This window comes from Taibaiella koreensis, from assembly GCF_003545715.1.
Taxonomy (GTDB): domain Bacteria; phylum Bacteroidota; class Bacteroidia; order Chitinophagales; family Chitinophagaceae; genus Taibaiella; species Taibaiella koreensis.
In genome coordinates, this window is record NZ_QVNU01000001.1 from 1,329,110 (window position 1) to 1,343,976 (window position 14,867).

General features: G+C 48.5%; 9 protein-coding genes. All 9 read left to right on the forward strand.

Going from position 1 to position 14,867, the window contains the following annotated elements:
* Window positions 1-26: 26 nt before the first annotated feature.
* The 9 genes from DZK30_RS05825 (at window position 27) to DZK30_RS05870 (ending at window position 14,810) form a co-directional block, all read left to right on the forward strand.
* The gene (locus DZK30_RS05825) at window positions 27-7,493 is read left to right on the forward strand and encodes a SpvB/TcaC N-terminal domain-containing protein (RefSeq protein WP_162902873.1); all 7,467 of its coding nucleotides are present in this window, start codon (window positions 27-29) and stop codon (window positions 7,491-7,493) included.
* A gap of 19 nt (window positions 7,494-7,512) precedes the next feature.
* On the forward strand, window positions 7,513-7,971 hold the full coding sequence (locus DZK30_RS05830; RefSeq protein WP_162902874.1) for a hypothetical protein: 459 nt from the start codon (window positions 7,513-7,515) through the stop codon (window positions 7,969-7,971).
* Window positions 7,972-8,086: 115 nt separating this feature from the next.
* The gene (locus DZK30_RS05835) at window positions 8,087-9,601 is read left to right on the forward strand and encodes an RHS repeat-associated core domain-containing protein (protein WP_118973122.1); all 1,515 of its coding nucleotides are present in this window, start codon (window positions 8,087-8,089) and stop codon (window positions 9,599-9,601) included.
* A 50-nt stretch (window positions 9,602-9,651) separates the two neighbouring features.
* Window positions 9,652-10,212, forward strand: a complete 561-nt coding sequence (locus DZK30_RS05840; protein WP_162902875.1) for a hypothetical protein — start codon at window positions 9,652-9,654, stop codon at window positions 10,210-10,212.
* A gap of 116 nt (window positions 10,213-10,328) precedes the next feature.
* Window positions 10,329-11,051, forward strand: a complete 723-nt coding sequence (locus tag DZK30_RS26545; RefSeq protein WP_118973124.1) for an IS1 family transposase — start codon at window positions 10,329-10,331, stop codon at window positions 11,049-11,051.
* A gap of 55 nt (window positions 11,052-11,106) precedes the next feature.
* A complete protein-coding gene (locus DZK30_RS05850) occupies window positions 11,107-12,564 on the forward strand; it encodes an RHS repeat domain-containing protein (protein ID WP_162902876.1) in 1,458 nt (485 codons plus the stop codon).
* On the forward strand, window positions 12,522-12,989 hold the full coding sequence (locus tag DZK30_RS05855) for a hypothetical protein (protein WP_118973126.1): 468 nt from the start codon (window positions 12,522-12,524) through the stop codon (window positions 12,987-12,989). Before DZK30_RS05850 ends, DZK30_RS05855 begins: the two co-directional genes overlap by 43 nt.
* A gap of 679 nt (window positions 12,990-13,668) precedes the next feature.
* Window positions 13,669-13,938 carry a hypothetical protein gene (locus tag DZK30_RS05865; protein ID WP_162902877.1) on the forward strand — a complete coding sequence of 90 codons (270 nt, stop codon included), beginning with the start codon at window positions 13,669-13,671 and terminating at the stop codon, window positions 13,936-13,938.
* 410 nt (window positions 13,939-14,348) lie between these two features.
* Window positions 14,349-14,810: a hypothetical protein gene (locus DZK30_RS05870; RefSeq protein WP_162902878.1), complete on the forward strand. Its 462-nt coding sequence runs from the start codon at window positions 14,349-14,351 to the stop codon at window positions 14,808-14,810.
* Window positions 14,811-14,867 lie beyond the last annotated feature (57 nt).

The following is a 14,867-nucleotide window of genomic DNA, read 5'->3' on the forward strand; positions in this document are numbered from 1 at the left end:
CCTTTCACCCTATAATGAATGATGAAATGTCAAACAATAAAGAACAAGCACCGGAAAAGAACAGCGGGCAGGGGAGTCAACCGGCTTCCCACCCCTTGGACCGGTACACCGTCCAGCCCAGGCAGGACGGTGACGATAAGAAAAGCCCTTTCTACCAATCTTCGGCGCCCGTGCTGAGCCTGCCCAAAGGCGGCGGCGCCCTGAAAGGCATCGATGAAAAATTTTCGGTCAATGCAGTCAACGGCACTGCCGGACTCGAAGTACCTCTGCCCCTTAGCCCGGGCAGGGGCGGCTTCGGCCCCGGTCTTTCGGTAAGCTACAACAGCGGCAGCGGCAACGGACCCTTCGGCCTGGGCTGGAGCCTGGGCCTGCCCTCCATACGGCGCAAGACCGACAAGAAGCTGCCGGCTTACCAGGATGATAAGGAAAGTGATGTATTCCTGATGGCGGGCGCCGAAGACCTGGTATCCTTGCTGGATACCTCGGGCCAGCCGGTTGCGACGGATAAGGTCAACGGGGCCTACCGCGTGAAGGCCTACCGGCCCCGTATCGAAGGCCTCTTTGCCCGTATCGAGCACATCAGTAGGAAGGGTAGCAGCGACAGCTGGTGGCGGGTTACCACCAAGGATAACGTAAGCACCTGGTATGGTCTTAATCCCGAAGGCCGCCTCGCCGACCCGGAAGCAGCGGCCCGTATTTTCGAATGGCTGCCGCAGCTGAGCACCGATCATAAGGGCAATGTGATCCTGTACCGCTATATCGCAGAAGACCTGCGGGGCGTACCGGCGCAGCTGTACGAGAAGAACCGCCTGAACGGTACGGCGCCTTTTGCCAATACCTATCTCAAGCGTGCGCTATACAGCAACCGGGAGGCCTGGTATGTAGCGCCCGCAAATCCTTATGAGCCACAGCTGCCAACGGAAGCCGCTTTCCTGATGGAGGCCGTGCTGGATTACGGCGATCACAGCAGTCCGCACCAGGGTGCAGCCGACCGGGACTGGCCGGCCCGCAGCGATGCCTTCTCCGATTTTCATGCCGGCTTCGAGATCCGTACTTATAGAAAATGTAAGCGGGTGATGATGTATCATCATTTCGAAGAGCTGGGCGATGCCCGGCTGGTGCGTAGCCTGGAGCTGGGTTATAAGCAGGATGGTAAAAGCAGCCTGGTGGAAGCCGACTTGCTGCTGACCGCAACGCAGCGTGGTTACCAGTACGATACCTACCACGAAGCCTGGCAGGACAAGGCTTTGCCGGCCATGACCTTCAACTATGAGCCTTTGAAGTGGAGCAACGAAGTACAGCAGGTAAGCGCCGCAGATTTCCGGCATGCGCCGCAGGGACTCAGCGGCCCCTACCAGTGGACCGATTTCGATGGCGAAGGGATCAGCGGCATCCTGAGCGAGCAGGGTGGCGGCTGGTGGTACAAGAACAACCTGGGCAAGGGGCAGTTTACACCGGCCCGCAATATCGCACCACGGCCCAGCTTCAGCGGGCTGGGACAGGCGCTGCAGTGGCAGGACCTTGATGCCGATGGCCGCAGACAGGTGGTGGCGCAGGGTACCGTGAATGGATATTGGGAATTGGACGATGATCCTTCGACAAGCTCAGGACAGGCCCCATCGGCGGGCTCAGGACAAGCGCAACAATGGCAAAGCTTCCGGCAGTTCAGCAGCCAGTTGAACATCGACTGGAACAGTCCTTTCAACAAGATGCTGGACCTCGATGGCGATGGCCGCCCCGACCTGTTGGTGACCGAAGACCGGGCCTGGACCTGGTATCATAACGAAGGCAAAGCCGGCTACAGCACAGGTGGCTACAGCCCCTTGTTCCATGATGAAGAAAAAGGACCGCAATTGCTGCTGCGCGATACGGTGCAAAGCATTTTCCTCGCCGACATGAACGGCGACGGTCTTACCGACCTGGTGCGTATCCGAAACGGCGAGATCTGCTACTGGCCCAACAAAGGCTATGGCCGGTTCGGGGCCAAAGTAAGCATGGCCGGGGCGCCCTTGTTCGATACACCCGATGGCTACAATCCCCTGTACCTGAGCCTGGCCGATATCAGCGGTACCGGCGCCGCCGATCTTATTTATCTTGGCGATGATCGCTGCCTGGCCTGGATCAACCTTTGCGGCAATGGCTGGGGCGAAGCGCAGGAAATAAGCCCCCTGCCCGGTACCGATAACCAGAGCAAACTGGCCGTGCTTGATTTCCTGGGCAACGGCACCGGCTGCCTGGTATGGAGCAGCCCATTGCCCCGGTACAGCAATGCCCCGCTGCAATACATCGATCTTATGGGCGGTAATAAGCCCTACCTGATGCGCCGCTACGACAATGGCATGGGTAAAAGCGTTAGTGTTACCTATAAGAGCTCGACACAGTTTTATCTCGACGATAAGCTTGTCGGCCGGCCATGGGCTACCCGCCTGCCTTTCCCGGTGCACTGTATCGAAACGGTAACCACCAGCGACGAGGTAAGTGAGACCACCTTCAGCCAGAGCTACCGCTACCGCCATGGCTATTACGATCATGAAGAACGCGAGTTCCGCGGCTTCGGCTATGTGGAAACCGTCGATATCGACCGGGCTATCGTTTCGGAAATAGCTGCGCTTGACCAGGCGCCCGTGCTGACGAAGACCTGGAATCATACCGGCGCCTGGCTGCGCGAAAAGAGCCTCACAGAAGCCTTTCAGCAAGAGTACTTTTACTTTGCCGAATGGGACGAAGCCGTACTGGTTGCCCATTTACCCGGCGAACTGAACCCGCAGGAATTAAGGGAAGCGCACCGCGCGCTCAAAGGCCTGCCCCTGCGCCAGGAAGTGTACGCGCTCGACGGCAGCGGGCGAGAGCGCATCCCGTACGCGGTAACCGCCAGCGCCTATAAGGTGCAGCTGGTGCAACCGGCAGGGCCCAACCGTTATGCCTCCTTCATCAGCCTCAAGCAGCAGAGCCTCGCCTTTGCCTCCGAGCGGGAGATGGACGATCCCCGCGTGCAGCAGGAGCTTACGCTGGAGACCGATGAATACGGCCATGTGCTGCGCAGTGCCCAGGTGGCCTATCCGCGTAAAAGAGTGCCCGAAACATCTGCTATCTATACCGGCATCGTAAAGGAAGCACAGCAACGTATGCACGTTACCTGCTCGGAGAACGGCTTTACCAACGATGTCGTAACCGACAGCCATTACCGGCTGCGGGCGGGCTATACCGGCAGCAGCCACGAGCTGGGCGGTTATCAGGCCCCCGCCGGGCTCTGGACCCCGGAAGCCTTGCTGGGCCTGGTGCTAGGAGCAGAGGAGATTGCCTATACGGAAACCTTTAACGATGATCTGCTGCAAAAGCGACTGCTATCGCAACAGCTGAGTCTCTTTCAAAGCGATACAGCCGAAGGCGCGCCCCTGGCTGCAGGACAGCAGCAGACCCTGGCCTTGCCTTACCAGAGCTATACCCGCGTCTTCAGCGCGGGCGACCTGGATCGACTGTATGGACCCGGTCGTATCGATGAAGACCATGACCTGGCCGCGGCCGGCTTTACCGATGTGCAGCCGGGTGGCATGCAGCGGTATTGGATCCCATCGGGAACAGTGCAATACAAGGATACACTATATGCCTATCCGGCGCAGCAATTCTATACGCCCTTATCCTATACCGATCCCTGGGGCCAGGAGACCCGCGTGCAGTACTGGCAAAGTCCGGGCGGACAAGCCTATTGGCTGGTGCCGCGGCAAACGGAAGATGCTTTGCAGAACACCGCGACCGTAGACGATTACGACTGGCGCCTGCTGCAGCCCCGGCAACTGACCGATGCCAACGGAAACATCAGCGAGCTGCTGTACGATGCACTGGGTATGCCCGTAGCCATGGCCCTGCGTGGCAAAGGCAACGAAGGCGATAGCCTCTTCGACGGCGCCCGGCCCAGCCCCGATTTGTACGACTTTGCCGATGTGGAAGCGCAGGATCTGTTTTTCGATGAAGATCCGGAAGCTAATGCTTCCCTCCTGCTGGGCAAGGCCACCTGGCGCTGCGTATACCGGCTCGACCGCTTACCGCTATCCGTAGGCATGATCGCCCGCACCGGGCATGTAGCCGATACGGGCACTGAGCCTGTCGAAGTGCTGATCCGCCTCAGCTATACCGACGGTTTCGGTCGCCTCATTATGCACAAAGCGCAGCGGCAGACCCATGGCCCGGAAGACCGGCAACACTGGACCGGAACGGGCCGCACGGTGTACAACAACAAAGGCAAAGCCGTAATGCAATACGAGCCTTACCTGAGCGCCAGCCATGAGAGCGATACCGCCGAACAGGCCGCCGCGCAGGGTATCAGTCCGCAAATGCATTACGATGCCCTGGGCCGTGTGGAGCGCACCGATATGCCCGATGGCAGCTTCAGCAAAACAACATGGACGGCCTGGGAGCAAACGGTATGGGATGCCAACGATACCGTGAAAGACAGCGCCTGGTATGCACAGCGTACCGGATTGCCCGCAAGCGATCCGGAGCGTATCGCCGCGGAGAAAGCGGCAGCACATGACGATACACCGGCCATCATGCATACCGACAGCCTGGCCCGGCCATTCTATACGATACAGATCCTCCAGGCAGGCCCATCGATAGCAGCGCCCCTCGACGCCATCCATAGTCACGTACGCCTTGATATACAGGGCAACCGGCTCTCAGTCACCGACGGGCTGGGCAGGGAAACGCTACGCTACCACTACAACATGCTGCAGCAGCCCTGCAACCAGCAGAGCATCGATAGTGGCAGCGCCTATACCTTTACCGATGCGGCCGGTCAGCCTCTGCTACATTGGGATGCCGACGGACGGCGCTTTGAGACGGGGTATGATGTGCTGCGGCGGCCGCTGACCCAGACTGTAGAGCACAATGGGAACACCCTGCTGCTCGAATATACCACCTACGGCGAAGTCTACGATCCGGCAGGCGCCGCCAGCCAGAATCTTCGCGGCCAGGTGTATGAACACTTCGATAGCAGCGGCCGGCAATGGATGCCCGAAGGTTATGACTTCAAAGCTAATCCCGTAAAAGCAAGCCTTTCCCTGTTGCAAGACCGCGAGGCAACTGATGTAGACTGGAACGCTGCCCCCTTGCTGGAAAGCAAAGTGTATACTACTAATACAAAAGTCGATGCCCTTAACCGGCCGGTACAGACCATAGACCCCGGCGCCAATGTCAGCACCTTCGGCTATGACAAAGGCGGTGCGCTGCGCCAGGTAAGGCTCAACGGTAAAGATTATGTCAAGGACATTCATTATAATGCCAAGGGACAAAGGGAAGCCATCTGGTATGACAACAAGACCAAGAGCCGTTATCATTACGAGCCGCTGACCTACCGGCTGAGCCGCCTGTATACCATAACCTTGGATGAGACCAATAGCTATTATGGTAAAAGCCTGCAGGACCTCAACTATACCTATGATCCTACAGGCAATATAACCCGTATCAGCGACCAGGCACAGAAGACGATCTTCTACAACAACAGCATCATCGAACCGGAGCAGGACTTTACCTACGATGCGCTGTACCGGCTGATCGAAGCCAGCGGCCGGGAACAGGATACCAACAATGATCCGCCCTTTGGCGCTGGCGATCGCTGGACCGATATGCCCGCGCACAACAATCCCGACAGCAATACCTCCCGCCGCTATACGCAGTACTATAGCTACGACAAGGTAGGAAACATCGGGCAGCTACGGCATAGCGCCGGGACGGGCAGCTATACCCGAAACTATAACAATGATAGCGACAGCAACCGCCTGCGCAACACAGAGATAGGTGCTACGACCTATGACTACCGCTACGATAGCCGGGGCAATATGATCGAAATGCACAACCTGCAGCAACTGCAGTGGAATGCACTGAATCAATTGCAGTTTGTAGCGCAAGGCACGACGCGGGCCTGGTACCAGTACAGCGGTGGGCAGCGGATAAGGAAGTATGTAAGCAAAGGCAACCTGCAGGAGGAACGGATATATCTTGGTAGTTTTGAGATATACCGTAAATTTGATACCAGTTCTTTGACAAATCCTATTGTGGAGCGTACCACAGTCCATATAAGCGATGATACGGGCCGTATGGCTATGTTGGAGACCCGGACCATAGGCACGGCAGCCGCAGATAATGATACCCTGACGGAGCTCACGCGGTATATTTACAGCAACCACTTGCAGAGTGCCAGCCTGGAGTTGGACGAAGCGGGCGCGATCATCAGCTATGAGGAATATCATCCTTATGGCACCAGTGCTTACCAGGCGAAGAGCAGCACGATCAAAGCCACAGCGAAGCGTTACCGTTATACCGGTAAAGAAAGGGATGAAGAAAGTGGGCTATATTATCATGGCGCACGGTATTATATCCCTTGGTTGTGCCGGTGGAGTGCGGTGGATCCGTTGGAAAGTAAGTATGCGGGAAAGAGTCCGTATAATTACTCGTTCAATAATCCGGTGATGTTTAATGATCCGAGTGGGAGAGATGGAGAAAAAGCGATTCCTGCTCCGAAGGACGAATTAACAGGAGAGTCGATAAAGTATACCTATGTATTCAACTCTATCGATGCTGACGGAAACATAACCTCAAACTCTACGAGTTCTACCGAAGATGTTCCTGGTGTGGCGCACGGAATATATACGCGCACAAGAAAAGAAACGTTAAGTGGCGATCCTAAGGTCGTAAAAGATGGGAATACTTCTTATGTTACGATGTATGACTATCAATATAAAGAAAGTTTTGTGCCTTATCAGAAAGAGTCGTTTTCTGAAAATCTCTGGAATATTTATAAAGCGCGAGAACCAATAACCGCTGGTGCAATAAATGGTACATGGAACTTTGCCTCAGGAATGGTAGAAGGGCTTTGGAATCTAGCGGTTCATCCCGATGAAGTTGCGATAGGGATAGCGACGCTTGCCTATTACACAGACTTTAATTCTCCAGGAAGATTGACTCCTGAGGGTATGGAATATAATGCTCAGTTGGCAAGCGGTTTAGAAGGGGGCTGGAACAAGTTTAAAACTGGAGATGCCTATACGAAAACATCTATGTTGACGGAAGCTGGATTGACTATTGGCTCATTCTTTATCGGTGGGGAAGGAGGGGGTGGTGGAAGGCTCTCAGCAGAAGGCGGGGCAGCAAGGCGACTGTATATACCTTATACCCCTAAAGGTGAATTAATAGAACTTCCACAGCAAATAGTTAAAGGTGTTGATATTCCAATTCCAGATGCAAACGCGTTGGGGTATCCGCATACTACATTGGGAGGTAGAGTAGGCAGTGACGGAGTTATTTATAGACAGTCTGCAACATTTACAGGTGAATCATGGCCTAAGGCAGCTGGAAAAGATGTGCCATGGAGTAGAGTTGACTGGTCAGATCACGGCACTCCTTGGCATCATCAATATAATCCTCATCAGCATATATTTTATTATGATAATATCAATAAAGCATGGAAATATAATGAAGGTTCTCCTTTCCCCTATTAATAAAAAAAACAGAAAGACTATGGAATTAATGGTAAGTATTTTTTTGCCAAAAAATTTAGAGATAGGCCATTTGAATCTAGCTCCAGAGATTTATGAATTTGACGGACAATCTTATCCACAAGGACTGCCTAAACTTGAAATTGCAGAGAATTGGATTATTGTAGAAACACCGATCGCTGATTATCTGCTGAAATTGTTGCCTTCTAAAGGATATAGGATGGATTGGAAGTGTTTAAGTATTGTTGGAAAAGGCTTGGATGAATATGTAACCGCCTTAATTAACTCAGAAGAACCAGATTCTTCCATTCTTGAACATATATTCGATAATACAATTTTTCTAGCAGATAATTGGGTACTTTTCTTCGAAATTAATAATAGTCCTTTCGATATAGCAACAAATGATAATGAGGGAAATCTAATATCTAAAATTAAGAAAAGATTGATGGAAGGCGAAAGTTTTATGATTTATAAATATTAAGATTCCGTCTTCGCAAAGTATCCTGTAAGGGACTCTGCGAAAAGGAGGTGAAATAGAAATAGTTTTATCCGGTTAAGTCATAGAAGGGCCATTCTGAAAAGGATGGCCTTTCTATTTGATTAAGTTTGAAGGCAGTTCTTTGACAGACCCTGTAGTGGAGCGCACTACGATCCATATCAGCGACGGCAGCGGCCGTATCACTATGCTGGAGACCCGCACCATAGGCAGTGCCGCTGAGGACAACGACACCTTAGCCGAACTGAGCCGGTATATTTACAGCAACCACTTACAGAGTGCCAGCCTGGAGCTGGACGAAGCGAGCGCGATCATCAGCTACGAGGAATATCATCCTTATGGCACCAGCGCTTACCAGGCGAAGAGCAGCACGATCAAAGCCACGGCCAAGCGTTACCGCTATACCGGTAAAGAGCGCGATGAGGAGAGCGGTTTGTATTATCATGATGCTCGTTACTACATCCCATGGCTATGCCGGTGGAGTGCGGTGGATCCTTTGGAAAGTAAGTATGCGGGAATGAGTCCGTATAATTACTCGTTCAATAACCCGGTGATGTTTAATGATCCGAGTGGGATGGGGCCTGATGATCCACCAATAGTTTCCTCTGTTGATAATACAAGGGTAGCCGCAAGAGCCATGGCGCCTATTTATGTCGATCCCAATGCACCATTGCCTGATATTAGTGGATTTTTAAGTGGAAAAGGTTCACCGGAACAACCCATCCCTCTTGACGAAGTGCCAATTGCAGCTAATGAAACGAGAGATGGTGCGGCGGCGTACTATGGTGGAAGAACAAAAGATGAAGTACTTTTGAAAGATGTGCCCGGAAATTTGAAAATGATTGAGCGTGAGAAGCTGGATAGTTATCAGGATTTTGATAAAGGCTATATGGGAGAAGGCAAAGCCGGTTTCTACCATGTTACCAGAAATGAAATAGCTGCTCAAGAATATAGGTTAAACGAAGCAAGAGGAGAAGCTATACGAGGTGGTGTTTTTGGGGCGTTTGGTTCAACGATTGGTGGAACTGAAGGCGCGCTAAAAGGCGCAGTTGTAGATGGAGTAGTAATGTCTTTTGCGGGTGTAGGAACACCTTATGGAAAGGTAACGGAAAATAGTTCAGGAATTTCGGAAACGAATTTTGGAGTAAGAATAGAACAACGTCCGGTTGAGACAACAAGTTCAAAGATTGAAACAGCTATACATCGAGGACCTGATCAGAGTGGGATTACGGTTAAAAATACCACCCCCCAAGTTGGAGAAGCCTATCAGAGCAATGGAGCTATGATCTCTAATGGTAAAGTAAATATAAATGGCAGATCAGTAACAAGTGGTAACTTTGATTTTGTAGTGACTAAAGAAGGGAATCTAATCTTGGGCATAGGGCACTATAATTTATCTGGCGGGGCTGAAACGGTTCAGGCGGTGGGCACAATAAGATTGTTTAAAGGACAGATTACCGAATTAACCAATAATTCTGGCCACTATATGCCATCAATAGTAGAGGGGGAAAATGCCATAAATGTTTTTAACCGGTTAGGCGCTGCTACTTCAGGTGTTAGAGTAAGGCTATATGGAGCAGATGGTACTTTACAAAAATCTTATAGGACACAATAATTATGGGCAAACTCATTTTAACGGAATCGTTTAGGAAATACCTATTGGAAATGATCGTGCAGGCAAGTAAGGAGGCTGAATGGCATCCTGTTGATCGAGCGTATATTGAAAAGCATTACAATGAAATATTTAGCATTGACCCAATAGTGTTTATCTACGGCAATTTTGAGATAATAACGAGTAGCATTTGGCCTATAACTCTTTTTTTGTGTTTACCTGAAATGTGGATAGAGCTAGAAGTAGATGATATTGCGTTAATGATCGAAAGCTTTGAATCTGTTTTCTCTTTTTTCTTTCTAATAGAATTTACCGGGAAGTACCTACAAATTGATATATTACCTATGATACTCACTAGCCGGAACGTAGTGGCCCATTTTAAAGAGGAGCTTATAGAATATCTAAAGCTTCAGTGGCATGTATTATTGATGACTGAAGATACTCAAGACTCTCTTGAAAATGATATGGAAGGCTTATATTTAAAATATAATCCTTTACGATGGCAAGAGATCCGTAGGAAATTTTTGCAAGACAGCCGTGTGCAGGAAATGAAAACCAATTTTTCTGATTTTAAGAAATATTTATCAACACTAATAGGTAGTCCGTTGGGGTAGCGTTCCACGGGAGTTGCTCCACAATTTTTTCTAATGCTAATTTATTGAAGATCAAACGGTATAATTTTTGATTGGTCAGTAAGCGGGTGATACACAAGTATCATCCGCTTCTTTTTATGAGCGAAAATGGGCATGAAAAACGCAAAGAAGAATATACGTGTTCCACGGGAGTTGCTATTGATAGCTTTTTGTGCAGTTATTGTAAGAGCAATTGTAAAAGATATGGATTCAACAAAGCAGGGAAACAACGCTTTCGATGTAAGTCCTGTAAGCGAACCTCGCTAGCCTGGTATAATTCTTCGACCCTTTCTCCGCATTTTGATAATCAGATAAAAACCTTGGTCAAAGAAGGATGCGGTATCAGGAGTATTGGTAGAATACTGAAGATATCCGCCTCTACCGTAATCAGGCGGATTAAGAAGATAAGTTCCGCTATAGAACCTCCTGTAATTGCTACAGGACAGACATTCGAGTTGGACGAGCTATGTACCTTTATCGGTAACAAAAGGACATTGATCTGGGTAGCTTACGTCATTGACAGCGCTACCAAACAAGTTGCAGCCTTCAATATTGGTAATCGCTCTGTTCAAATGTTGGCGCAGGTTACAGAACCTTTACTACGCACTTCACCTGCGAAGATATTCACCGATAAATTGCTACAGTATAAAAGCCTTATCCCGCCATCGATCCATGTCACAAAGAAGTATGGCATCAACCACATAGAACGGAAGAATCTCACTTTAAGAACACATTTGAAAAGATTGAACAGGCGCACGATCTACTTCAGTAAAAGTGTAGCTATGTTGCATGCTTGTCTGATGATTTATTTCTTTGGTTGAGTAGTGCCTTTGGATATACCGTAAATTTGATACCAGTTCTTTGACAAATCCTATTGTGGAACGTACCACAGTTCATATAAGCGACGATACAGGCCGTATGGCCATGTTGGAGACCCGGACCATAGGCACGGCTGCCGCAGATAATGATACCCTGGCGGAGCTCACGCGGTATATTTACAGCAACCACTTGCAGAGTGCCAGCCTGGAGCTGGACGAAGCCGGTGCGATCATCAGCTACGAGGAATATCATCCTTATGGCACCAGCGCTTACCAGGCGAAGAGCAGCACGATCAAAGCCACGGCCAAGCGTTACCGTTATACCGGTAAAGAAAGGGATGAAGAAAGTGGGCTATATTATCATGGAGCACGGTATTATATCCCTTGGTTGTACCGGTGGAGTGCGGTGGATCCGTTGGAAAGTAAGTATGCGGGGATGAGTAGTTATAACTATTCGTTCAATAACCCGGTGATGTTTAATGATCCGAGCGGAATGGAAGGGGAGAATATCGGGAGTTGGATAAGTACACCGAACAAAATGACTTATAATAGCCAGGTAGAAGACGCAGATATTGCAACTAAAATTTATGGAAATGATGCGATTGTAAGAAATCCTGGTTATACTTATACATCATCCGAGGGTGTGGCAATTGTATTAGGGCAGAACGGTGTTTATACAAGTAATGGAGAACAACATCAAGCTCCTGATGATTCGGCATTTGTTCCCACAGCATTCAATATCGGATTAGCTTTGGGCTTTTCCCTTAACGCAATTGCGACAGTAAAATTTTTGTCGGCTTTTGATCTTGGTGATTCAGAACAGAGAAAGGATGTCGTCCTTGGACTATATGGCACCGCCAAGTCAATAAATAGCTTAACCTCAGATGATGACTCTGAAGAAAGAGATAAAGTTGTAAGTTCAATTAGGAGCTCTTTTTTAACTTTTCAGGCTGAGCCTTCCCTTGAAAAGGGAAAAGATGTGGGAAGCGTTGTTGAAAAGGTTGCAGAGAATGCAGCCCTGTCTTATATCATGGGGACAGTTTCTCCTAGAATGCCGATAAGGCCAGTTGCGGCTTTTGAAGAATCATTTCCTGGATGGAAAGCTTTGCCTCCAAGAAACTATTACATTCCTGGGAAAGCACTGGAGGTACAGGAAGTAAAAGGTGTTAAAATCCCATTACCCGATATAGATGCAGGAGATTTTGCCCATACAACATTGGGATTTAAAATTTCTAGTGTAACAGGAAAAGCATATAGGCAATCTGCAACTTTCGGAGATGGTATTGGACCAACGACTAATGGTAAAAAGGTTCCTTATAGTATTGTCGACTGGACTGATCATGGTACACCTTGGCATCATACAGTGCCGCATCAACATCCTTTTTTCTGGGGAGGACAAAGATGGGAAAGGACAGGACAGGGGGGAATTCCATTCTTTAAATTAATATTTCACTACAAAAACCTTAACTCCCTATGGATGGACTTTTTGAAATTTATGTACCTAAAAAGTATATAGATAATGGCACAATAGTATTTGTAACTCCTCAATACGAGTTAGATGGAATTCTTTATCCCCAAGGGGATCCGACATTCATCTATAACCAAAATCTTAAAATGGTAATTACTCCAAGGGAGAATTATGTCAACAATCATGTACCAAACTCAAACCGTCGTGATGATTGGGAAAGATTAGAGGTTTTAGGTACTGAAGTTGACGATTATTTTTCATGCTTATTTGAATCGACTGAAAGTGAAAATAATAGTAAGTTAAAGAAAGTAATTTCTGAATTTTTAAAAGATATTGATCACTATATTTTAGTTTGGTTGGCAGAAGGCGACTCCTTTAATGAAGTTTCTAAGATAGAAGATGTAGCGGAATTTTTTTATCTCTTAGAAAATGAATCAAATTATGCTACTGCAGGTGTATTGGCTTTTAAATAATGGCGGTAGGGATTAGATATTTTCCCAGCGGTAGCATATCAGAATTAGTGATGATTATATGCTAGAGCACTGATGAATTGATAATCAATATACTTAATCATTGAATTCTTGTCAGGGGAGGTGAGCGATCTGCTTATCTCCTTTTAATTTTGATTAGTATGACATAGGGTTTTTATTTCTTTGGGTTTTCCTGATGATCTATTTTTAGCCGAGGAAATATGCTCAAGACTATTTCTATTCCTCAGCCTGTGCGCCAGGGATGGCAGCGGAAAGCCCACAGCCGCCACAGATACGCGTATAGCGTTTAATGCATCATTTACTTAGATATAATATTGGCTGCAGAAGAATCCGGCGGCGAGGACTTGCAGCGTATAGCCCGCCTGGGCGCCCTTTAAAAAATGTAAATGGAAGGGCCGGAACCTTCGCGGACAAGTTGCCGATGTAGATTGGAATGCCGACCCCTTGCTGGAAAGTAAAGTATATACTACTGAGATAAAAGTCGATGCCCTTAACCGGCCGGTGCAGACCATAGACCCCGTCGCTAATATCAGCACTTTTGGTTATGATAAAAACGGTATCGCTCTGGCTCCCTGCCGGCAATGCCTCGCAACACCCGGCGAGAATTTGTAGATCACGGGTACAGAGGCCCGCTAAAACCATTTCTGTAAAATGTATTATAATGAACCTACACCCCAGAATTAAAGCACTATCGGAGGTTATTCAAAAAATTAATCTAAATCCTGTGATGAGCAAACAGACTTTGGAACATCTGGCTTCTTATGGCGCTTCTGCAACAGAAGCGGCTATCACACTGCATTTGTGCTTTTCGGTTGCTTTGGAGGAGGCTGGTGAATTTGTCCGGGAGAACGATGTGTTTCCGCCGGAATCTGCCAATGACTCGCTTTATTTTACGATGACTTATATGTACTATGAAGATGGGCCAGCATAATATACCTACGTTGCCAGTAAGACGCCTGACTGCGAAACAGCACGATACCGATGTCAATGTCGTTTGGTTAGGTATTTACCAAATGAAGATGCGATGTGGGTTATCTCGGAGCTTGCCAAGGCGTACGCAAAGGCGCTAAGGAATTAGCGGGAAATGTTTCATCAGGTAGTATTTTCCTTTCAAAAGGTAATAAGCCGATAGCTGATAACGGATCTGATCTGCTATACTCCCGGTCCCGGGCGGAATTGAATTTCCAGGGATAGCTCATTTCTTCTCTAAATAATATTAGTATCGATACCACAAAATGATGTGATAGATATAATACTGACCTGTCGGCTCATGATCACTAAATTACTATCTTCCGGTGCAATAGATCGGTAATGCGAACGGGAAAAAATCTGCTTTTTGTTTTGATCGGATGCCTTATCTGCAGCCTGGCATCTGTTTATCTTTTCAGAGGCTGCGGTCATCAGGACGAGCAATCGCTTAAGCAATTATTGTCTGAAAAGAAAGATGGCTTTACCAGGATTCAGGCCATCAAAAGAAGATTGTTTCAACAGCACGATAGTATGGGGTCATTTACCGTAGAATACACGGGCAGGATGTTCCGCTTTTCTTTCAGGCGGTTTGATGAAGCAAACGATAGAAGCGCTGCGGTTTGCTATTTTCTTAGCGATGAAGAAGTCGCCTTTTTCAGAAGTTTTATGAACGGGGCAGACATTTACTATATTTTCCTGTACAGGGACCGGGAGACCTATAGTTTCCTGGGATGCGATTGTATGGACATCACAGATGGCACCTACCGGGACAACGGTATTGAGATCGCTAGGAATGTTTACTTCAGGCCCTGGTCAGCGAAGAATGATCAGTGAACGAAGGAGCATGAATGGTTAGCCCTATGCTTCATCTAGTCTCCTTTTAATAAGTGC